17 protein-coding genes and 1 pseudogene are annotated in these 21818 nt (G+C 68.5%); 8 read left to right on the top strand and 10 right to left on the bottom strand.

Annotation, left to right across the window (positions count from 1 at the left end; genetic code table 11):
• Positions 1 to 41 precede the first annotated feature (41 nt).
• Positions 42 to 950 carry an LLM class flavin-dependent oxidoreductase gene (locus tag EV192_RS48440; protein ID WP_132125547.1) on the bottom strand — a complete coding sequence of 303 codons (909 nt, stop codon included), beginning with the start codon at positions 948 to 950 and terminating at the stop codon, positions 42 to 44.
• 105 nt (positions 951 to 1055) lie between these two features.
• On the bottom strand, positions 1056 to 2270 hold the full coding sequence (locus EV192_RS48435) for an MFS transporter (RefSeq protein ID WP_132125546.1): 1215 nt from the start codon (positions 2268 to 2270) through the stop codon (positions 1056 to 1058).
• A gap of 66 nt (positions 2271 to 2336) precedes the next feature.
• Here EV192_RS48435 and EV192_RS48430 point away from each other — a divergent pair, with 66 nt between their 5' ends.
• Complete coding sequence (locus EV192_RS48430) at positions 2337 to 2777, top strand: helix-turn-helix domain-containing protein (protein WP_132125545.1); 441 nt, start codon at positions 2337 to 2339, stop codon at positions 2775 to 2777.
• A gap of 244 nt (positions 2778 to 3021) precedes the next feature.
• On the opposite strand, the gene EV192_RS56545 is transcribed toward EV192_RS48430, so the two are convergent.
• The 3 genes from EV192_RS56545 to EV192_RS48415 form a co-directional block, all read right to left on the bottom strand.
• Positions 3022 to 3489 carry a regulatory protein RecX gene (locus tag EV192_RS56545; RefSeq protein ID WP_424923448.1) on the bottom strand — a complete coding sequence of 156 codons (468 nt, stop codon included), beginning with the start codon at positions 3487 to 3489 and terminating at the stop codon, positions 3022 to 3024.
• A 1796-nt stretch (positions 3490 to 5285) separates the two neighbouring features.
• Positions 5286 to 6332 (bottom strand): recombinase RecA, encoded by a 1047-nt coding sequence (recA, locus tag EV192_RS48420; RefSeq protein ID WP_132125544.1) that lies wholly within the window; start codon positions 6330 to 6332, stop codon positions 5286 to 5288.
• A 180-nt stretch (positions 6333 to 6512) separates the two neighbouring features.
• A complete protein-coding gene (locus EV192_RS48415; RefSeq protein ID WP_132125543.1) occupies positions 6513 to 6707 on the bottom strand; it encodes a DUF3046 domain-containing protein in 195 nt (64 codons plus the stop codon).
• Between the two features lie 163 nt (positions 6708 to 6870).
• Here EV192_RS48415 and EV192_RS48410 point away from each other — a divergent pair, with 163 nt between their 5' ends.
• Positions 6871 to 7305 carry a YciI family protein gene (locus tag EV192_RS48410; protein ID WP_132125542.1) on the top strand — a complete coding sequence of 145 codons (435 nt, stop codon included), beginning with the start codon at positions 6871 to 6873 and terminating at the stop codon, positions 7303 to 7305.
• Between the two features lie 318 nt (positions 7306 to 7623).
• Here the strand turns inward: EV192_RS48410 and EV192_RS48405 are convergent, their stop codons facing one another.
• Entirely contained in the window at positions 7624 to 9486 is a 1863-nt protein-coding gene (locus EV192_RS48405; protein WP_132125541.1) for an Hsp70 family protein, read from the bottom strand.
• A gap of 277 nt (positions 9487 to 9763) precedes the next feature.
• On the opposite strand from EV192_RS48405, the gene EV192_RS48400 reads away from it, so the two are divergent.
• Together EV192_RS48400 and EV192_RS48395 are read left to right on the top strand one after the other, a co-directional pair.
• The gene (locus EV192_RS48400) at positions 9764 to 10402 is read left to right on the top strand and encodes a DeoR/GlpR family DNA-binding transcription regulator (RefSeq protein WP_243727554.1); all 639 of its coding nucleotides are present in this window, start codon (positions 9764 to 9766) and stop codon (positions 10400 to 10402) included.
• 72 nt (positions 10403 to 10474) lie between these two features.
• The gene (locus EV192_RS48395; RefSeq protein ID WP_132125539.1) at positions 10475 to 10864 is read left to right on the top strand and encodes a VOC family protein; all 390 of its coding nucleotides are present in this window, start codon (positions 10475 to 10477) and stop codon (positions 10862 to 10864) included.
• Positions 10865 to 10938: 74 nt separating this feature from the next.
• Here the strand turns inward: EV192_RS48395 and EV192_RS48390 are convergent, their stop codons facing one another.
• From EV192_RS48390 to EV192_RS48375, 4 genes are read right to left on the bottom strand one after another with little or no spacing between them, the layout of a single operon-like run.
• A complete protein-coding gene (locus tag EV192_RS48390) occupies positions 10939 to 11466 on the bottom strand; it encodes a hypothetical protein (protein WP_132125538.1) in 528 nt (175 codons plus the stop codon).
• A complete protein-coding gene (locus EV192_RS48385; protein WP_132125537.1) occupies positions 11459 to 12556 on the bottom strand; it encodes a hypothetical protein in 1098 nt (365 codons plus the stop codon). Before EV192_RS48385 ends, EV192_RS48390 begins: the two co-directional genes overlap by 8 nt.
• Before the next feature lie 12 nt (positions 12557 to 12568).
• Entirely contained in the window at positions 12569 to 12964 is a 396-nt protein-coding gene (locus EV192_RS48380; RefSeq protein ID WP_132125536.1) for a FixH family protein, read from the bottom strand.
• Positions 12961 to 14280, bottom strand: a complete 1320-nt coding sequence (locus tag EV192_RS48375) for a hypothetical protein (RefSeq protein WP_132125535.1) — start codon at positions 14278 to 14280, stop codon at positions 12961 to 12963. The genes EV192_RS48380 and EV192_RS48375 overlap by 4 nt, the downstream gene beginning before the upstream one ends.
• A 144-nt stretch (positions 14281 to 14424) precedes the next feature.
• On the opposite strand from EV192_RS48375, the gene EV192_RS48370 reads away from it, so the two are divergent.
• The 4 genes and pseudogenes from EV192_RS48370 to EV192_RS48355 all read left to right on the top strand — a co-directional run.
• On the top strand, positions 14425 to 15558 hold the full coding sequence (locus EV192_RS48370; RefSeq protein ID WP_132125534.1) for a sensor histidine kinase: 1134 nt from the start codon (positions 14425 to 14427) through the stop codon (positions 15556 to 15558).
• Complete coding sequence (locus tag EV192_RS48365; protein WP_132125533.1) at positions 15555 to 16223, top strand: response regulator; 669 nt, start codon at positions 15555 to 15557, stop codon at positions 16221 to 16223. Before EV192_RS48370 ends, EV192_RS48365 begins: the two co-directional genes overlap by 4 nt.
• Before the next feature lie 80 nt (positions 16224 to 16303).
• Entirely contained in the window at positions 16304 to 20920 is a 4617-nt protein-coding gene (locus EV192_RS48360; RefSeq protein ID WP_132125570.1) for an ATP-dependent helicase, read from the top strand.
• Between the two features lie 420 nt (positions 20921 to 21340).
• Positions 21341 to 21763, top strand: a pseudogene (locus EV192_RS48355) (transposase family protein); the annotation flags it as partial.
• Positions 21764 to 21818 lie beyond the last annotated feature (55 nt).

Raw genomic sequence — 21818 nt, 5'->3', positions numbered from 1 at the left:
CAACTGCTCAACAGAATCAGCCGTCACGATCGCCACGCACCTCAACCACTGGCAGCATGATCAACCCCCGACGAACTAACGGTCGTGACCACTAGCGGCTGAACCTCTTCGGCGGCGAGCCGAACGAGCCCTTCGATGTCCGGCTCATCGGGCGTGGGAACGAGCACCACGGTGTCCGCCCCCGCGTCCGCCAACTCGCGGACGGCAGCCGCGATCGCCCGCGCGTCGCCCGCCACCCCCAGGTCGGTGTTCTCACCTCGGCCCGCCAACATCGCCCGAAGGCGATCTTGGGCACCATCGCCTGTTGCCGCGTACAGGTACACGACGATCCGGTGGCGGTCAGTGCGTCCGCCTCTGGCCCGGCCTTCGTCGATGAGCTTGATGGCCTGCCGGACACCGTCCGGCGGGTTGATGGAATCGAGAACGCTTCCGTCCGCGGCCTCACCGCTCAACCGCAACGTATGCGGCCCCGTCGCCCCGGACAGGATCTGCGGAACGTAGCTCGGCGGCCATTCCAACGCGACGTCGTCCAGCGTCACGTATCGGCCGTTCGTGGTAACCCGCTCGCCACGCAGCAACGCGCGTAGCGCCACCAGATACTCACGCAGCAACGTCACGGGCGAATCCACCCGTGCACCGGTCTGCCCCATCCAGCGCTGAACGCCGTGGCCGACGGCCAGCGTCACCCGGTCCGGGAACAACCGGTACAGCGTGGCCGCCTCCATCGCGGTCATGGCCACATTCCGCAGCGGAACCGGAAGGAGCCCGACACCGACCGTGACCCGTTCCGTCCACGCCAGGGCCGCGGCGGCGCTGGCGATGCCGCTCTCGCAGAAGCAGTCCTCCCAGAGCCACAGCTCGGCCAGACCGGAGTCGTCCGCGATCTTCGCGACCGAACGCAGCCGTTCGGGCGGCAACTGAGGCCGGAATACAACACCAAGGGTGGTCATGGATCATTCCTACCGTCGTCGCCCGGTGTCCCGCCAGCGCAGTCCTATGTGTTCGCCAAAACCGGTTGCCGACGAGGCAACAGCATTGCTGTCCACGGAACGTCCCTACCCGTTGCCGGCGGAGATCGCGGCGCCACTGCGAGCCTGAGGCAACCGCAGACACACTGCCGCCGCGATGAGCGTGGCGACACTCGCGCCGGTCGCCACTGCCGACAGCCCAGACGTCTGCGCGAACGCCGGACCGAGCAGAGCTCCGGCGAACGAGGTAGTCGCCTCACAGGCGAAGAAAATCGCGCAGATCCGGCCAAGTACAGCGTTGGGCAGGATGCGTTGCATCCAGACGGTCGGCGTTGTCAACGCCACTGATCCCGCGGTCCCGATTCCCGCCGCCGCCAGCGACGCGAAGACCAGTCCTGAGTGGAACAGCAAGTAGAAGCCGATCGCGGTCACCGCCAGGCTGACGCTCAGAACGTACTGCGGCCGGCATCGGTCGACGAGCAGTCGCGACAACGGCGCGCCGAGGAGGAAACCGACTCCCAACGCGGACATCAGCACGCCAAGCGCCTGGCTACCACCCAGGTATCTCAGCCCGTACGGAACGAGGAGCGCGCTCAAGGCCGCATCGGCCAGCAGAAGGACCACTGTGATCGGTAGCAGCGCCCTCACGAACCGCTCTGACCGCAGCGCCGACCACCCCTCGGTCAGATCAGACATCAGGTCGCGGATCGTCGTTCGCTGTCCCCGTGGCTGACCATGAAGCCGGGTCATCATGATGGCGGCGGCGGAGGCCAGATAGCTCGCGGAGTCGACGAGGACCAGCAAGTTGAAGCCGGCGATCACCATGAGCACCGCGCCGACCGGTCCACCAACAAGCCGTACTGTGCCGTCCGCGAACGCGTTCAGGGAATTCGCGCTGCTCAACCGCGGGCCTGTGCCCACGACAACCGGGGTGTGCGCCTGAGCGGCAGGCCGAAACAGCCCGGTCCCAGCGCTTTCTGCCACCAGCGCCAAATACACGATCCACACCGTGCCCGGTGTCTGCGCGGCCAGCATGGACGCGACAGCCACGGCACGGAACAAGTCCGCGCCCACCATCAGTCGCCGACGATCCCCGCGATCAGCGACAACGCCGGCGAACGGCCCCAGAATCACGGAAGGCAGGTACTCGGCGGCAACGGTCAACCCGGTCGCGCTCAAGGAACCAGTCATCGCGAAGACGTGCGCCGGCACAGCGATGACCAAGAGCCACGAACCCAGCGAACTGACCAGTCGCGCACCCCATAAGAGCCGGAAGTCACGGACGCGCAGAGCCTGCAGCATCACACCCCCTCTTATCTCTTCAAGACACTATCCATGATTAGTGTTCTGTCAAGATAGGATCGGGAGATGGACCACCAGGACATGGGACGACAACTCCGAGCGCTTCGAACCACCGCCGGTCGCACTGTCGCGTCGGTCGCGTCCGACGCGGGCCTTTCCGTCCCGTACGTCGCCAACCTGGAGAACGGTCGTGGCAACCCCACAACCACCGCGTTGGACCGTCTCGCCAAAGCCCTCGGCACCGAGCTGACGATCACCTTCGCCACGTCCAACGCGCCACAGCCAGACGCGCCTGTTCCACCATCACTGGTCCGGTTGAGCCGCACCCAACGGTTCCGCCGCGACATGCGACTACTCGCCGACACACTGGACGACGAAGACGTCCCAGCACGAGTCATCACAGCCCTGACACAGGTCGCCGCCGTGATGGGACGTGATCTCAGCGAACCCGACTGGTGGCGGCTGCTCGACGCCCTACTCCTGGTCGGAAACCACCCGACATCATGACCGCATCCCGATGCCGTACACCGAAGGCTGCCATCAGCGCAGGCACTTCCCCCGATCTTCGGGTCGTGTCCAAGGTCCGCCTACTCTGCACCAGCTTCAGGTGGCGCAGAACATGACCCTGGCACTCCGAACCTCAGCCACGTCTCCCGGCCGAGTCGCAGCGGTGGACGCGGGAGTTGCGCGCGTCTCCCTTGTCGCGGTGCCCACTTGGACTCGCGGACCACGCCGAACTGGGTGGGCGGCCTCATACATCGTCGAGCAGGTCGGTCTCCTCACCGAGATTGTTCAGCTCGTCCTTGACCACACGGTAGGCAAGGCCCTGGGTGTATCCCTTGCGGGCCAGCATCCCCACCAGGCGACGGATCTTGGTGGGCTGGTCCGCCGAACTCATCGACGGCAACCGCTTGCGCACCAGTTGGCGAGCCCGTTCCTCCTCCGCGTCCGAGTCCACCGCAGCGACCGCCTCGGCAACCGTCTCATTGTCGACACCCCTGCGACGCAACTCGACCGACAACGCCCGACGCCCCATACCCTGATACGTGTGCCGCGAGCGCACCCACATATCGGCAAACGCCTTGTCATCAATCAAGCCGACATCATCCAACCGGCCAAGCACCTGCTCAGCCACCTCATCCGGAATCGCCTTGCGCAGCAACGCCTTCTTCAATTCAGCCCGAGTACGCGGCTGAGCGGTCAGCAAATGCAGACAAATATCCCGCGCCTTGGCCGCCGGATCACGATCATCCGACGCAGCGGCCCGCCCAGCCTCTCCCCAACGCCCCTCCCGACGAGCAGCCTCTCTCCGACCTCCAGCCCCCCTTCGACGCCCCGACCCCTCGCGAACCGCAGACTCCTCGTGACCTGCAGACTCCTCGCGAACCGCGGGCTCTTCGCGAACCGCGAACTCTTCGCGGCGCCCAGACTCGTCTCGCCCCCCGGACTCCGGTAGGCGACCAGACTCCCTGCGGCGCCCCGACTCCTCCTGACCCGCAGACTCCCCTCGATCTCCAGGCTCTGGTGGACCGCCGGACTTCGGTTGGCTGCCGGACTCCCTTCGACGTCCCGGTTCCCCTCGGCCTGCAGACTCCTCGCGGCGCGCAAACTCCTCACGACCTGTGGACTCCCGCAAGCGGCCGGATTCGTCGCGCCCACCGGACTCCCATTGGTGCCCGAACTCCCTTCGGCCCACGGGCTCCCCTTGGCGGCCGAACTCCTCGCGACCTCCAGACTCCGCTTGACCTCCGAACTCCCTTGGCCGCCCAGACTCCCCCTCGCCTATGGATTCCCCTCGGCGACCAGGCTCAGGTCGGCCGCCGGACTTCACTTGCCCTTCGGCCTCCCTTCGACGCCCCGGCTCGTCTCGACCCGCGGACTCCCCTCGGCGACCAGATTCACGTCGGCCTCCGGACTCCCCCGGCCGGCCGGGCTCCCGTGCGCGACCGGACTCTCCTAGGCCCGCAGACTCTCCTCGCCGCCCAGACTCGTCCCCACGCCCGGACTCCTGTCGGCCGTCGGACTCGGCCAATCCTCCGGATTCCCAGCCCGCAGGCTCGCCTCGGCCTCCAGACGCACCCCAGCGGCCAGACCCACCTCGGCCCCTGGACTGCCTTTGCCCAGTCCCACCGCCCTCACGCTCAACCGGCAGTTCTCCGTCTGTGCCAGCCGAGAAGTCGGCAACGACACCACTCCGATTCCGTGCCGGATCATCAGGCACCCTGAAGTCCGCCGGAACCCGAGCCCCGAGCCCAAGCAGTTCCGCGACCCGAGGTTCCGAATCCCGCGACGCCTCCTCAGGATCGTCGAGAAGCGGACGCCGCCGCTTCGCCTCACCACGCGCCTGCGTGGCTCGCTCGGTCTGCGCCAACCGCTCCCGCAACTCCGAGATTCGGGCAGCCGAATCCGACCGAGCCGGACTGTCCAAAGGTCGCCTGGGCGTTCCCGGGTCCTGGCGGCCGCGATCGCCCTGCGCCGTCTCATCCCAAGAGGTCGGCTCGGCGTACGTCACCTCGTCACCGGCAGAGCCCGAAGCCTGCGCCGGATCCTGCTCTGTCCGCTCCGGTTCACCACACACCGTGGGGTTCGGCCGAGCGGTCAAGGCGGGATCAACCGTGTCCGCTCCCGAAGTCGCTCGCGGAGACATACTCACCGACGCCTCAAGCATCGCCGCGGGGTCCGGCTGGCTGACCAAGACGGGATCAGCCGCATGTCCTCCCGAAGACGCACGCCCTGACGGTTCAGGTTCTGGCCTCGCCACCGCTCCTCGGCTGTGCGAGGCGACGTCACCGCGCGTCTCGGGATTCGACTGGACTCGAGTTCCGTGTTCGCGCGGTGCCGAAGTCCGAGTCGCCGGATCCGGAACCTCGGCGGCTTGAGCATCGATGCCGGGTGCTGGTACCCGAGGTTCCCGGTCGTGCTCGGCCCAAGGATCGTTGGCGGGTTCCTTGGGCTCCGCCGCTCGGTTTTCGACCACCCAGTCCGTCAGCCAGGCCAGTGAGTCCTGCTCCGGCATCAGAAGTCAACGGGTGCTGGGGCGGCCTCCTCCGGTGCGTCCAGCTTGGGGCCGATACCCATCTTGTCCTGGATGCGCTTCTCGATGTCGTTGGCGATGTCCGGGTTGTCGCGCAGGAACTTCCGCGCGTTCTCCTTGCCCTGACCGAGTTGGTCGCCCTCGTAGGTGTACCAGGCGCCGGACTTACGGAGGATACCCTGGTCCACACCCATGTCGATGAGTGAACCCTCGCGGCTGACGCCGTGGCCGTACAAGATGTCGAACTCGGCCTGCTTGAAAGGCGGGGCCACCTTGTTCTTGACCACCTTGACGCGGGTCCGGTTGCCGACCGGCTCGCCGCCGTCCTTGAGGGTCTCGATGCGGCGCACGTCCAGCCGGACCGACGCGTAGAACTTCAGCGCCTTGCCACCGGTCGTGGTCTCCGGCGAACCGAACATCACGCCGACCTTCTCACGCAACTGGTTGATGAAGATCGCGGTGGTGCCGGAGTTGTTGAGCGCGCCGGTGATCTTGCGCAGCGCCTGGCTCATCAGCCGGGCCTGCAGGCCGACGTGGCTGTCGCCCATCTCGCCCTCGATCTCGGCGCGGGGCACGAGGGCCGCCACCGAGTCGATGACCAGGATGTCCAGCGCGCCGGAACGGATCAGCATGTCCGCGATCTCCAGCGCCTGCTCACCGGTGTCCGGCTGGGACACCAGGAGCGCGTCGGTGTCGACGCCGAGAGCCTTGGCGTACTCAGGGTCCAGCGCGTGCTCCGCGTCGATGAACGCGGCGATGCCGCCGGCGCGCTGCGCGTTGGCCACCGCGTGCAGGGCGACGGTCGTCTTACCGGAGGATTCCGGGCCGTAGATCTCCACGACCCGGCCACGGGGCAGGCCACCAATACCCAGCGCCACGTCGAGGGCGATGGACCCGGTGGGGATGACTTTGATGGGCGCGCGCGCTTCTTCGCCGAGCCGCATCACGGAGCCCTTGCCGTACTGCTTGTCGATCTGGGCGAGGGCGAGCTCGAGGGCCTTGCCCCTGTCGGGTGCTGCTGGTGCCATTTGGGAAGTCCACCTCAATTGGTCGAGCGGTTTCAGGTCGGGACGGACGCTACGCGGGGGGACCGACAATTTCGGGGTTCGCCGGTCCGGGCCATCGTAGCGAACACCTGTTCGACCTGTTCCCTCGACACGCCGTGGCCACCCGACTACGACCCGGCCACTCCAGGCCGACCAGGGAATCTAACGGCGTTCGGGCGGCACGTCGAAGTCGTCGCAGACAGCCCGCCAGATTTCCTTGGGCGGCAGGCCGGCCTCCAACGCCTGGTCGACCGTACGGCCGCCGAGCGCGGCCAGCACGTGGTCCCGAGCCAGCATCTCGGCCCGGACCGCGCCGAACTCGGTCGCCATGAGGTTGCGAAAGACGGTGGTACGCATCGCCGCCTACCCTAGTGATGTGCAGCCGCCCACCGGATTCGAGTCGATCGCGCTGACCGTACTGTCCGTCGCGGCACTCGTCGCCTCCCTCGTCGTCCTCATCCGCGCGTACCGCAACCGCCGCTAGAGTCACGGCAACCGACGACCCAGGGAGCCGCAACCGATGCGTTTCATGATGATCATCAAGTCGAACGAGCAGACCGACGCGGGCCGAATCCCCACCGAGGCCGAACTCGCCGCGATGGCCGGGTACAACCAGCAGTTGGCCGACGCCGGGATCCTGCTCGCCGGAGAGGGTCTGCGGGACAGCGGCAAAGGCGCGCGGGTGAAGAAGTCCGGGGGCAAGACCACCATCACCGACGGTCCGTTCACCGAGGCCAAGGAACTGGTCGCCGGCTTCTGGATCATCCAGGCGGACTCGCTGGCCGAGGCCATGGAATGGGCCGGCCGGGTGCCCTGCCCGCCGCACATCGAGCTCAACCTGGAGGTCCGCGAAGTCGTCGAGGCGGAACACTTCGGCGACGCGTTCACCCCGGAACTCCAGGAGCAGGAAGCACGTCTCCGCGCCCAGATCACCGAATCGCACCAGCAGGGATGACATCCTCCTCGCGCCGCGAGAGTTCCCTTCCACGGCGGCGAAGTTGGACGCCCCGGACGTGACCTGGCGCGCGTCTCGTTGATCATGTGAGTGTCGAGATCCCCTGGTCATAGCGGACCCGTGCCCATGTTGCCGGCTATCGCAGCGCCCTATGGGTCCCCCGATTTCAACGTTACCGGAGGGGACCGACAGAACCGGGTGGTCAGGACCGGGTTATCCACAGGGCCGTGAGTTGTCCACAGTCAGGCCGGTGGGGCTTGACTTTCGGCGCGATCGGATGCCGAGTGGCACCGTCCGGGCGGGACGGTGCCACCAGGGTCACGTGCCGGGCTGAACGCTCTTCTCGAAGTAGTCCGCGAGCGTGCTCGGTGTGTAGCCGTTGCTGTCGTGCGACTGAAGTTTGGCCAACACGCCGATGATCGGCCGGTCCTGCACGGTGAACACGAGTTTGCCCGCGCCGCCACTGACAGCAGCCTTGTACTGACCCGCCAGGCCGTTGCCTTTCCAGTCCGCCTGTACACGGTCGCCGCCAAGGGTGTTCATCACCTTGTCGGCCTCCTGGTTGGCGACGGCCTGCGTGGTGGCTTGCAAGTACGACACCTGGTAGTCGTCGCTCAGCGCGCACGTGGTGATCAAGCCGGCGTTCGCGTCCATGCCGCTGCTCTGCGGACCGTCCTTACAGGACGAGCTGCTGTCCGCGACGCCGCCGGCGAGCTGGCGCAGGCACTTGGTGAAGCCCTTGTTGTCCTTGTCCGCCACTGACTGGCAGTCCTGCGCGGTCGGCACGCCGTTGCCGGACGGCAACAGGAAGATCACGCCGACCGCCACCAGCGCCGCGACCACCAGCACGCCCAGGCCGATCAGCAGCTTGCGGTTCGGCTTCTTCTTCTCCGGCGTCGGTGTGGTCGACGTGGTCGGGAAGTTGGCCGGCAGTGGCGTCCGCATCGGACCGCTGTGCGGAAAGGACGGTGGCTGCTGCTGGGCGGGAAAACCACCGCTCGGCGGGGTCTGCGGACCGGCGCGGTACGCCCCGGCGCGGACCGGGGTCATCGTGGTGGTCGGCTGGTCCTCGGCCAGCGCGCCCGTCACTTCCTGGGTACGCATGCTGATGCCCTCTTGCGGCACGTGGTGCGCACCCAGGGCCACGGCCGTCTCGGGCTGGTCGAGACTGGTCGGCACGACCCGGAGCTGCTCGGCGATCAACGTCGCCACCAGCGGGATCCGGCTCGATCCGCCGACCAGGTAGATGCCCACCAGGCGGTCCGGGGTCATCCCGGCGCCGCGGATGGTCGCCGCGAGCAACTCCACGCTGCGCAGCAGGCTGGGCCGGATCAACGCCTCCAGTTCGGCCCGGGTGACGAGGACGTCGTCGAACGGCTCGGGCATCGGCACCTCGGTCTGCGGGTGCCGTGACAGCGCCTCCTTGGCGGCCTTCACGTCCTCCCGCAACGCACGCTGTGCCCGCCGATCGCCGGTGGTCTCCGGGCGCAGCAGTCGCTGCCAGCGGCCCGGGTCGCGGTGTGACACCTGTCGGCCGACGTGTTCGAGCAGAGCCTGGTCCACGTCGAGGCCGCCGAGGTCAGGCAGGCCGTCCTCGGCCAGAACCGTGAAGCCGTGCTGGGTGGCGCCGACGACTGCGATGTCGAACGTGCCCGCGCCGAGGTCGTACACGGCCAGGGCCTTGCCAGGCGTGAGGGACTGCCCGGGGAACGACGCGAAGTGCGCGGCGGCCGCGACCGGCTCGGGTACCAGGACGAGGTTGGATCCCATCCCGGCGAGCCGGGCGCCCGCGAGCAGCACGTTGCGCCGGACCGGACCCCACTGGGCGGGATGCGTCAGCCGGACCTCGTCCGGTTTCGCGCCGCCCAACTGGCGGGAGGTCTCGTCGGTGACGCGACGCAGCACGGCGGCGAACGAGTCGGTCACCGGGACGATGGTGTCGCCGAGAAGAAGGGTGCCTTCGTCGACGCGGCGTTTCGGGTTCGGCTCGAACCGGGAGGGGTCCAGTCGCGCCCGGCGCTCGGCGTCCCGGCCGACGACGAGGTTCCCGTCCTCGCTGGCGAACACGGCGGAAGGCATGGTCGCCGACCCGTCGACCTCGACCACCCGGGGTGGACGCCCATGTGCGGACAGCACAGCCACGGTGTTGGACGTGCCAAGGTCAACCGACAGGACGCGCACAGCTCTCCCCTTCGTCCGCCGTTCATCCCAGTGGTGCCGACCGGTTGGCGGTGCGTTCCGGTCCCCGTAGGCGCAGATGCTGCCATGTCGGCCCGGGTGCGTGGTCCCGGGTTGACTTTCTGCTCAATTCAAGCATCATCAATGCTCAGAATGAGCAAGCCACGGATACTGATGATCGGCGACGACCTGACCGGCGCGTTGTTCCCCCGATTCCCGTTCGCTACGAAGGGAGGCCTCAACGAACGCGGACGAACGAAGGGCGAGGCTGCTCGGCGAGGTGCGGGACGGTGCACGGCACATCCAGGAACTGGCCGACCGGTTCCGGGTGTCCCCCTCCACGATCCGCCGGGATCTCAGCCTCCTTGCCCGCGACGGACATGTGGTCCGCACGTACGGCGGCGCGGTCGAGCGAGACGTGCGGGAGAAGCTCGGCCGACATGCGGCCGAGAAGGACGAGATCGCCCGGAACGCGGCGGACCTGGTCCAGGACGGCGAGGTGATCGTCCTGGACGCGGGCACCACGACCGGCCGGCTGGCCACCCATCTCGCACACCGCGAGTTGACCGTTGTCACCAACGGTCTCACCGCGATCTTCGCGCTGGCGGAGAGCACGACGGTTGACCTGATCGTGCTCGGTGGTCGACTGCTTCACCCGGACGAGGCGATCGTCGGGGCCACGGTGACCGAACAGCTCAGGCACATCGGTGCGGACCGGGTCTTCCTCAGCACGGACGGGCTCAGCGAACAACGCGGGCTGTGTTCACCGAGCCTCGAACAGGCGCACCTGAAGCACGCGATGCTGCACTGCGCCCGGCATGCCTATGTGCTCGCCGACCGCTCCAAGATCGGCCTGGAACCCTTCAGCTTCTGGACTCCGCTCGACCGCGCCCACACTGTGCTGACGAACGCGCTGTGAAGGGTGCGCCGGGCTACGCTGAAAACACGACCGCGTGATCCCAGCGGTGACGTTGTACCGGAAGGAAACCGCATGCGAGTCACAGGCTTCGACCACGTGGTGCTCAACGTGGCGGACGTTGAGCGCTCGCTGGCGTTCTACTGCGGGCCGCTCGGTCTCGAACCGGTCCGGGTGGACGACTGGCGGGCCGGGAGAGCTCCGTTCCCGTCCGTGCGGGTCACCGCGGACACCATCATCGACCTGGTCGCCCGTGACCGCGGCGAGTCCAACGTGGACCACATCTGCCTCGTCGTCGAGCCCTTGGACTGGCAGGAGGTCATCGACTCCGGCACGTTCACCGTCCTGGAAGGACCGGTCGGCCGCTACGGCGCCCGCGGCGACGCCCAGTCGATCTACGTGCGCGATCCGGACGGCAACACGGTCGAACTGCGCTGGTACCCCCAGGACAAACACCCCGAGTAGCCCTCCTGGGGGCGCTGCGACCGGGGCGGAGAACCGGCCGCAGCGCGGATCCTGGCTGTTCGCGGTACGCCCGGTCACGCCGGGACGACGGCGTGCCGCCGTGTCCGACGCCAGGCGACCACGATCAGCGCGATCAGGCCGAACAGCGGAATCGTGCTGATCGCCCAGCTCAACCCGAGCGGCGGGCCGGGCTGGTCCATGACCTTCAGTCCGGTCAGTTGGCCGGTGGCCTGACCGGCCGGCCCGTCGATGGTGAACTTGAACGTCCAGTCGCCCGCCGACGGCAGGCTGCGCACGTCCAGTCCCCACACGTCCCGTTTGCGCGGGTGTCGGGCGAGCGGCTGTCCCCGGCCGGACCTTTCTCCCGTACTCATCGACAGGTAGCCGGATTTCCCGTCGATGCCGTCGTCCGGCATGAACGTGAAGTCCAGCGACTGCATGGCTTTCACGGGCCACGTGCTGAACCCGACGGTCATCCCGTACGGCCCGACCTGGACGCGTTCGGTATGCACGATGTTCACCGGGTCGTACGCCAACGCAGGCGCCGCCGCGCCGAGCATGAGCCCGAGCGCGCTGAGGAGCGCGAGAACAGTCCTACGCACGGTCACCCTCCTTTACGGGCGCGAGGTGACGAAGCATCTCCCCGAACCGTTTGCCTAGGAACCCAGCGAGCGCACCGAAAACCGCGCCGACGGCGGCGGTGATGACGATCGCGGACGTCGACCCAACCATCCGGTCGTAGATCCAAGCGTTCTGTAACGGCAAGGTTCCCGCGATGAGCAATCCGGCGATCCCGCCAACCAACGCGACGGGCAGCCTTCTCGTCACCTCCATGATCGCCGCCACCACAATCAGGCACAGGGGAATCAGCACGGGCAGCACGGGTACGCCTTCGGCGTAGTCACGCATGGGCAGGCCGATGGCGTGGGCGTACACTCGCGCGGCCCACGGCGAGAACACCCAGTACACGCCTTGGAACACCGCCACTATCAACGCGACGCCGACCGCTCCGCCGAGCCGGTCCAGCAACCGGGCACCCATGACGACGATCAGCACCGACATGAAAGCTCCGCCGACGTTGACCGCGTTGACGGTCCCCGACGGCAGGACCTGCAGCCCGATCGCGGTGACCATGCTGAACGAGAGCAACGCGGCCGCGCTCACGACCGCGCCCACCGCGCCCCACCGTTGTTCGCGTGCGGTCGCGAACACCATGACCGCGCCCACCATCGTCACCGTGATGGACAGCAGGAGGCCGATGTGCGGCGGTGACGCGATCACCGCGTCGAACCCGTACAGCCCGTGCCACCACTGGTCCCACAGCCCGTACAACAGGAACGACGCCGCGCCCGAGCCGGAGATCAGGTACCCGACCGGCGCGGCGAACGTCCGACCGAACACGCCGACCGCGCGACCGCCGACGATCGGGTCGACCGCCCGCCCGCGCCGCTCGGCGGCGGTCGTCATCAGCACGACTATCAGGCTCGCCAACCCGGAGACCGCGCTGCCCGAGTACAGGAACAGGTGCGGCAGCGTGAAGAACGTGTCCGGCCCGACGTCGGTGTGCCATTGGATGTCCCAGGTGAGACCGGTGAGCGAGAGCAGTGTCCCGCCCAGCACGAAACTCGCCGGGGTCAGCCCGCGGGGCACGCTGCGAGCGTGTGCCCTGACCGCTGGTGCGGCGATCGCCATGATCCTCCCCTTTCACTTGACCAGCAACGGAAAAACGACTTGTTCGGTGTCGCCGGCGGCGCGCAGCGACACGGTGATCTCCCACTGTCCCGGCATGGGCAGCTCGGTGTCGGGCGCCCGGTAGCTGCCCGGTGCCTCCGCGCCGGCGGTGACCGGGGTGAGCGCGTGCCCCATCTGCGGCATCACCGGCTCGACCACGACACTGTCCACGGTGACCGGCCGGCCGGTGTGGTCGGTGATGTGCAGCCCGATCGAGTTGGCGCCCTGCTTCGGGTCGTCGACCGAGAGCTGGACGCTGTGCTGGGCGGTGTCGGCTGTGAGCACGGTCGGCGAACCGCTGCCTGGCCACAGCAGCCAGGCGAGCAGGCCGACCACGATCGCGGCCGCGATGCCGAAGGTGAGCTTCATGATCCCCCCATCGCCGGTACGTCGATCATGGTCGGCACCGTGATCACGGAGTAGTCCCGTTCGACCTGTATCCAGGTCATGTATCTTCCCGGCAAGGGGAACGTGTAGGTGTACGTGACGTTCGGCCCGAACGCGGCCACGCTCTCGTCGGGTTTGTCGGGCAGGCCCGGCGTCGTCGGGATCATGGCGTGCACATGTGCCCAGATCGGGGCGGTGGTGGCGCTGTCGGTGACCGGACCGACGACGATCATGTGCCCGAGCATGCCCAACCACGGCTGCAGGTTCTTCGCGCCGAACCGCGCGGTGATGGTGCTCGGTGTCCCCGCGGGATTCACACTGGTGACGACGTCCGCTTTACCTTCCTGTATGGGCGTTTGCGCGCCAGAGACCTGGATCGACGCACGCAGCAACTGCACTCCCCCGCCGCGTCTGGCCAGTTCCGCCGCCACGGCGTGCGTGCCGGGCTCGATCGCGGCCAGGTGCGCGCGATAGTCGCCGGGCGCCACCCGGATCGGATGCAGGTGTTGCAGTCTCCCTTGTGGCGACACGTCGATGAGGTGGATCAACGCGTTGTCATGGATCAGTAGGTCGTCCACGGGCCGCCCGGTCGCGCCGTCGGTCAGCCGCAGCGTGACGTCTCCCGCGTCAAAGCCCGCCACCAGGTTCACCGGCGGCCTGGAGAAGTCCACAATGGACGTCTTCTGGTACGGATCCGTCACGTTGTCGACCGTGGGGTCGAGTTGCGTGCCAGGTGGCGCGGGCGCGGGGATGCTCACGGACAGCACCGCGGCCGTGATCGCGACGGCGAGCGCCGCGACCATCCCGCCCGCGGGCACCATGGCCAGCACGATCCGACCGAACATGGCCAGCAGGAGTGCGGCGACGAGCAACAAGCCCGCGGCGACGAACCCACCGTAGGCGGCGTTCTCCCAGGGCGCGGACGCCCGCACGGGCACGACGAACGGGATCCTGGCGACCTGTGTCCCGTCGTCGACGGCGAGCTCCCACGGTCCGGGCCGGTCCACCTGGAGCGTGGCCGACGAGAATCCCGGCGTCGAGCCGAGCGACACCCGCTCCGTGCTCGACCCCAGCCGCAGGTCCAACTGGCCGGCCGGGCTCCCCGCGTGCGTGACGACGTCGACGCGCACCGGACCAGGCACGGCGTCCACCCGCCGGATGACCACCGTCAACTCCCGCGCGCCCAGCGTCTGCGCGACCTGGATGTCGGCTCCGACCTGCGGTCCGTCGGCCAGCGCCGGGGTCGCCCCACCGAGCAGGACCCCAAGCGCGCACAGGACGATCAGCAGTTTCCGCATCACGCCAGAAGCTAGCCAGGTGAGGATGGTCAAATCGTCACGTCGGAGATGGAAACCGCATCCCCTGCGCGGGGGATGTCCGACCCCGAGCCGGCGGGATGACCCCGACAGGGCCGGTGATGCAGGATGCGTCCGGGAGGATGGATGCGCACCACGGAAGAGTCACTGAAGCGACAGTCGCTGCTGGTCGCGGGGGTATGTGTGGCCGTCGACGGGCTGGGTGTGGTGTTGCGCGGCATGGACGGCTGGGTCTGCTGGGTCGTGCTGTTGGCAACGGTCGGCGCGAACTGCGCGTTGGCCGCTCCGGCGAGGCTGTCCGGGTGGGTCGCGGGACTGCATGCCGTCGTGCGCGTCGGCATCATCCTGCTGCCGTCCACTTCTTCGGCGAACGAAGCGGGCATGCTGATCGCCAGCTATCGCGTCGGCGCATGGTTGCGTGGTTTCCCGGCGGTCGCGTCGCTGGTGGTGATGTGCGCCGCCAGCGCGGCCGAACAACTGCTCCTGCACGGTAGGGCGATTCTGATCATCGTCGTGATGGGCAAGCTCGCGATCCTGCCGTGGCTGGTCGGCCGGTACACCACGGCCCGTCGAGCGTACCTGGCGCATCTGGAACAGCAGTCCGAGCTGGAGCGACGGGACGCACAGGCCGCCGTCACCAAAGCGATCACCGCGGAGCGCAGTGCGATCGCGCGAGACCTGCACGATGTGATCATCCATCACGTGAGCGCGATCGGTCTGCACGCGGGAGCCGCGCGGCTGCGGCTCACGTCTGGCAATACGAGGCTGGAGGAATCGCTGCGGTCGGTGGAGACCGCGAGCCGCGCGGCCATGGTCGACCTACGGCACCTGCTGGATCTGCTGCACGGCGACAACTCCGACGGCGCCAGCCAACCCGGGCTGGGCAACCTCGACGAACTGTTCGACGGAGTCCGCGCGGCCGGTGTCCCCGCGCAGCTGAGCGTGTCGGGCGCGCCGCAGGACGTGCCGGAGTCACTCGACATCACGATGTACCGCATAGTTCAGGAGATGCTGACGAACGCCCTGCGACACGGTGACCTGTCCGGTGTTCAGGTCGAACTGGACTACGAGCCGAGTTCGATCAGCCTGTCCGCGAGCAATCCGGTCGGCGCGCCCCGCGACCTGGGTGGCACGCCACGCCGCGGTCTCGTCGGCATCCACAACCGTGCCAGCATGTTCCAGGGCAGAACGGTCTCCGGGCTCGAGCCGGGCGGCCAGATCTGGCGGACGACCGTGACGTTCCCGTTGGAGGCCAAGTGACTGTGCGCGTGCTGCTGGCCGACGACCACGCCATGCTGCGATCGGGGATGCGGGCGATCTTCGAAACGCAGCCCGACCTGGACTGTGTCGCCGAGGTCGCGGACGGCCGGGCGGCGGTGGCCGAGGTCGCGCGGCTGCGGCCGGACGTCGCCGTCCTGGACATCCGGATGCCCAAGCTGGACGGGCTGGCCGCGACCGAGCAGATCCTCGCCGACAAGGCCAACCGGACCAAGGTCGTCGTGCTGACCACGTACGACAGCGACGAGTACGTGTATCGGGCATTGCGCGCGGGTGCGAGCGGGTTCCTGTTGAAAAGCCTGCCGCCCGAGGAGCTGATCTCGGCCATCCGGGTCGCCGCCCGGGGGGACGCCCTGATCGACCCGTCCGTCACGCAGCGACTGATCGCGCGGTTCGCGGCGGGCATCGCCCCGCCCGAGCCACCGGCCGCGCTGGCGCTGCTCACCGCGCGGGAACGTGAGGTCCTGCTGCTGGTCGCGGCCGCGTACAGCAACGCCGAGATCGCCGCGTCGCTCCATGTCGGGGACGAAACCGTGAAGACCCATGTGTCCCGGGTGCTGGCCAAGCTCGGTCTGCGTGACCGGGTGCACGCCGTCGCCTACGCGCATGCCCACGGACTTGTGGACAACTCACACCTCAGGCCCTGACCTGCGCAAATACCACTCGTAAAGCCGACTTGTCCACAGCCCGACGAACCCCATCGAAATCGTCGTACCCCCCATGCATGATGGTCCACGTGGACGAACTCGACCTCTTCTCACCCGCGACCCGTGACTGGTTCGCCGGGGCCTTCGCGGCGCCGACTCAGGCTCAGACGGGAGCCTGGCGTGCGGCGTCAGCGGGTGAGCACGCCCTGGTCGTGGCGCCCACCGGCTCAGGCAAGACGCTCGCCGCGTTCCTGTGGGGACTGGACCGGCTGGCCACCCAGCCGCCCCCGCCCGAGCCGAAGCACCGCTGCCGGGTGCTGTACATCTCGCCGCTCAAGGCCCTCGCCGTGGACGTCGAGCGCAACCTGCGGGCCCCGCTCGCCGGCATCCGTCAGGCCGCCCACCGGCTCAGCCTGACCCCGCCGTCGATCACCGTGGGCATGCGTACCGGCGACACCCCGGCGGACGAGCGGCGGACGTTCGCCCGGACCCCGCCCGACATCCTGGTCACCACGCCCGAGTCACTGTTCCTGCTGCTCACCTCGGCGGCACGGGAATCGCTGGCCGGTGTGGAGACCGTGATCGTCGACGAGGTGCACGCGGTGACAGGGACGAAGCGCGGCGCGCACCTCGCGCTGTCCCTGGAGCGGCTGGACGCGCTGCTGGCCAAGCCCGCGCAACGGATCGGGCTGTCCGCGACCGTCCGACCCGTCGACGAGGTCAGCGCGTACCTCGGCGGCGGCCGCCCCGTCACGGTGGTCTCGCCCAAGACCAGCAAAACCGTGGAGATCACGGTCCAGGTGCCGGTCGAGGACATGGCCAACCTCGACACCCCGACGGCACCGGACCGCTCCGGGGACCTGCCGGTCCAGGGCGGGATCGGCAGCCTTGAGGAGATCACCGGCGAGATCGGCGCCACCCGGCGGCCGTCGATCTGGCCCGCGGTGGAGGAGCGGATCCTCGGGCTGGTCCGCCAGCACCGCTCCACCATCGTGTTCGCCAACTCCCGGCGGCTGGCCGAGCGGCTCACCGCCAGGCTGAACGAGCTGGCCGAGGAGTCGACCGAGGCCGCCGACCCGGTCGATCTGGACGCGATCCAGGGCTCGTTCCCGGCCGAGGCGATCGGCCAGTCCGGGGTGGCGAGCGGGGCGCCGCCGGTGATCGCCCGGGCGCACCACGGCTCGATGGCGCGTGAGCAGCGCACCGTCGTCGAGGAGGAGCTGAAGTCCGGTCGGCTTCCGTGCGTGGTCGCCACGTCCTCGCTGGAGCTCGGGATCGACATGGGCGCGGTCGATCTGGTGATCCAGGTCGAGGCACCGCCGTCGGTCGCCTCGGGACTACAACGCGTCGGTCGGGCAGGGCACCATGTGGGCGCGGTGTCCCGGGGCGTGATGTTCCCGAAGTTCCGGGGCGACCTGGTGTCGTGCGCGGTGGTCGCGGAACGGATGCGGGACGGGTCCATCGAGGCGATCCGTTTCCCCCGCAATCCGTTGGACGTGCTGGCCCAGCACATCGTCGCGATGGTCGCGATGGAACCGTGGACGGTCCCCGAGCTGTCCGCGGTGGTCCGCCGGGCGGCGTCGTTCGCGTCGCTGCCGGAGTCCGCGCTGCACTCGGTCCTGGACATGCTGTCCGGGCGTTACCCGAGCGAGGAGTTCGGCGAGCTCCGGCCGAGGGTGACATGGGACCGTGTCACCGGTGAGCTGCGTGGTCGTCCGGGTGCGCAACGGCTCGCCGTCACGTCCGGCGGCACCATCCCCGACCGTGGCCTGTTCACGGTCATGACCCCGCCCAGCGAGGGGTCGGCCGGGTCCAGGGTCGGCGAACTCGACGAGGAGATGGTGTACGAGTCGAGGGTCGGTGACACGTTCCTGCTCGGCACGTCCGCGTGGAAGGTCGAGGACATCACGCACGACCGCGTGATCGTGCTGCCCGCGCCCGGGCAGCCCGCGCGGATGCCGTTCTGGAAGGGGGACGCGCCGGGCCGCCCCCTGGAACTCGGTCGGGCCATGGGGAAGTTCCTCCGTGAGGTGTCCACACTGGAGGATTCGGCGGCCCGGGCCAGAGCCGCCAAGGCGGGCCTGGACGAGTGGGCGCAGGACAACCTGCTGACGTATCTCGGCGAACAGAAGCAGGCCACTCGGCACCTGCCCGACGACCGCACGGTGCTCGTCGAGCGGTTCCGTGACGAGCTGGGTGACTGGCGGCTCGTGGTGCATTCACCTTTCGGTGCGCAGGTGAACGCGCCATGGGCGCTGGCCATCGCGGCCCGGCTCCGGGAACGGCGGGGCATCGAGCCGCAGATGGCCCACTCCGACGACGGGATCGTCATGCGGTTGCCGGACACGGTGGACGACTCCGGCGCGGAGGTCACCGCGGGAGCCGAGGACGTGCTGCTGGATCCGGACGAGATCGAGCAGATCGTGGTGGCCGAGGTGGGCGGCTCCGCACTGTTCGCGGCCCGGTTCCGGGAGTGCGCGGCCCGGTCGCTGCTCCTGCCCCGACGGGATCCGCGGCGGCGAAGTCCACTGTGGCAGCAACGCCAGCGCGCGGCGCAACTGCTGTCGGTGGCGGCGAAGTACGAACGGTTCCCCGTTGTCCTGGAGGCGATGCGTGAATGCCTGCAGGACGTGTACGACCTCGCGGGGCTCCGTGAGTTGATGTCGGACGTACGCGCACGGCGGGTCCGTGTGGTCGAAGTGGAGACGCCGTCGCCGTCGCCCTTCGCCCGCAGCCTGCTGTTCGGGTATGTGGGGATGTTCCTCTACGAGACCGACACCCCGCTGGCCGAGCGCCGGGCGGCGGCGTTGTCACTCGACTCGGCCCTGCTCGCGGAACTCCTTGGCGCCGAGGCGATCCGTGAGTTGCTGGACGCCGACGTGCTGGCCGAGATCGAGCGTTCGCTGCAACGCCTCACCCCGGATCGGCACGCCCGGCACGAGGAGGACGCGGCGGACCTGCTGCGGTTCCTGGGCGACCTGACGGACACGGAGGCGGCGGCGCGCGGCATCCGTCCGGAGTGGGTCGCGGAGCTGATCGCCCAGCGCCGGGTGATCAAGGTGCGCGTCGCCGGCGAGGACCGCAACGTCGGCATCGAGGACGCCGGGCGGATGCGGGACGCGTTGGGTGTGGCGCTGCCGGTGGGTGTGCCGGAAGCGTTCACCGAGCCGGTCGCCGATCCCCTGGGCGACCTGCTTTCCCGCTACGCCAGGACGCACGGCCCGTTCCCCGCCGTCGAGGCGGCGACCCGGTTCGGGCTGGGCGTCGCGGTCGTCACCGGCGTGCTGGACCGGCTGGTCGGCGCCGGTCGGCTCGTGCGAGGCGAGCTGCGCCCAGCGGGGACGCACACCGAGTACTGCGACTCCGAGGTGTTGCGCCGGTTGCGGCGGGCTTCGCTGGCTCGGCTTCGGGCCGAGGTCGAACCGGTGGAGCCCGCCGCACTCGGACGGTTCCTGCCAAGCTGGCATGGTGTGGGCAGACGTCTGCGTACCGCGCCCACGGCGGATGACGTACTCTCGGTCGTCGAACAGCTCGCTGGAGCGCCATTACCGGCGAGCGCGCTGGAGTCACTGATCCTGCCGGCCAGACTGCCCGGCTACTTCCCCGCGTTGCTGGACGAACTGACCACCGCTGGGGAGGTCACTTGGTGTGGCAGCGGCTCGTTGGCCGGCGGGGACGGTTGGATCGCCCTGGCGCCGACGGATGTGGCCGACCTGTTGCTGCCCAAGGTCGAGGAGAATGTGCCCGAGTCGCCGCTGCACTCGGCCATTCTGTCCGCTTTGGATGGTGGCGGGCTGTTCTTCCGCCAGCTCACCGGCCGCGTGGGGTCCACCGACGACCAGGAGGTGGTCAGCGCGTTGTGGGACCTGGTCTGGGCCGGTCTGGTCACCAACGACACGCTCAACCCGTTGCGTGCCTTGGTCTCTGGTAGCGGCGCCACCCACAAACCGCGCCGGGCCACCCCACGCGGCCGGTACGCCAGGATCCGCGCTCAGCGGCCGACGATGCCCAGCCGAACCGGGCCGCCGACCGTCGGCGGCCGCTGGTCCGTCGCCATGGACCGGGAAGCCGATCCGACTCGCCGAGCCCACGCACGCGCTGAGGCGTTTCTCGAACGCCACGGCGTGCTCACCCGCGGCGCGTTGGACACCGAACGGGTCACGGGCGGGTTCAGCAGCGTTTACCGCGTACTGCGGGCAATGGAGGAATCCGGCCAGGTCGTCCGTGGTTACGTGGTCGAAGGCCTGGGCGCCGCCCAGTTCGCCGCTCGCGGTGCCGTCGACCGGTTGCGCGCTCTGTCCCGTACCGCCGGGCGCGACCCCGAACCAGTGGGCGCCGTGGTACTCGCCGCGGCCGACCCCGCCCAACCCTACGGCGCGGCCTTGCCGTGGCCGGCAACCCTGGGTGACGGAAAGCACCGCCCAGCCAGGAAAGCAGGTGCACTCGCCGTACTCGTCGACGGAGAACCAACTCTGTACGTCGAACGTGGAGGCCGCTCCTTGCTGTCCTTCACCGAAGACGAAGACGCCCTGCGCAAAGCAGCAGCCGCCCTGTCACGCGCCGTCCGTGAAGGCTGGCTCGGCCAACTGGCGGTCCAACGCGCGGACGGAGAGGGCGCCCTCACCTCACACCTCGCCGAAATCCTCCGCGAAGCCGGCTTCCGCGCCACCCCCAAAGGCCTCCGCCTCCGCGCTTGACAACCCACCCACCACCAACCCACCACCAACCCACTTGACACTGCCTCCCGCCCACCACCAATCCGCCACCGCAAATCATGGACACTGTCCTCAATTGATCGTTCCTCATGCGACAGAAGGTATGGCTTGCCCCATTTTGACGGACACCACTGATCAGGGACCGTGTGTTCCTGGGAGGGATTGTCCAGCATCATGGAGGGGTCTGTAAAAAGTTCGGCTCTGTCGGTGATTGCGTGATCAACTTGATGGGTCGGGTGCTGATGCTCTCGTTGTGTTTGTGATCATGGTTAGTCGTAATGATCATCAGTGGCGGGACGTGCTATTTCCACACCTGGCGGGTGTGCTCGTTGAGCAGGTCCAGCGGGCGGTGGCTGGCGTGTTGATTGGGCGCGTGTACGGGCGGAGGATGGGTGCTGTCCGTCGTGTGATGGACGTTCGGGCCGGGTGCACAGCCGTTACGACCGCAGGATTGCTGATGCCGCGGTGTCCGGTCAGTCGGTGGTGTTGCGATTACAGGTCCGCAGGTTCTTCTGCGACGTGGTGGGCTGTCCGGTCGGGACGTTCGCCGAGCAGGTCGACGGGCTGACCGCGAAACACGCCCGCCGGACGTTGTTGTGCCGCACGATATTGGAGCACATCGGGTTGGCCTTGGCGGGCAGGGCCGGGTCGCGTTTGACGGCCTGGCTGGGATTTGTGGCAAGCCGGACAGCCATGTTGACGTTGGTGCACGCGCTGCCTGACCCGGAAGTGGGAACAGTCACGGTGCTCGGTGTCGACGATTTCGCGCTGCGCCGCGGCCACCACTACGGAACGCTGCGAATGCCCAGAGTTCAGCCTAACTGAAGGAATCTCGACGCGAACCCAAGGGTGGTGGGGCTGTGAGTCGATGATATTGCTT

The sequence above is a fragment of the Actinocrispum wychmicini genome (genome assembly GCF_004345645.1).
Lineage (GTDB): Bacteria > Actinomycetota > Actinomycetes > Mycobacteriales > Pseudonocardiaceae > Kibdelosporangium > Kibdelosporangium wychmicini.
Note: the sequence above shows the minus strand (reverse complement) of the source record. Positions and strands in the feature narration are given on the sequence as shown.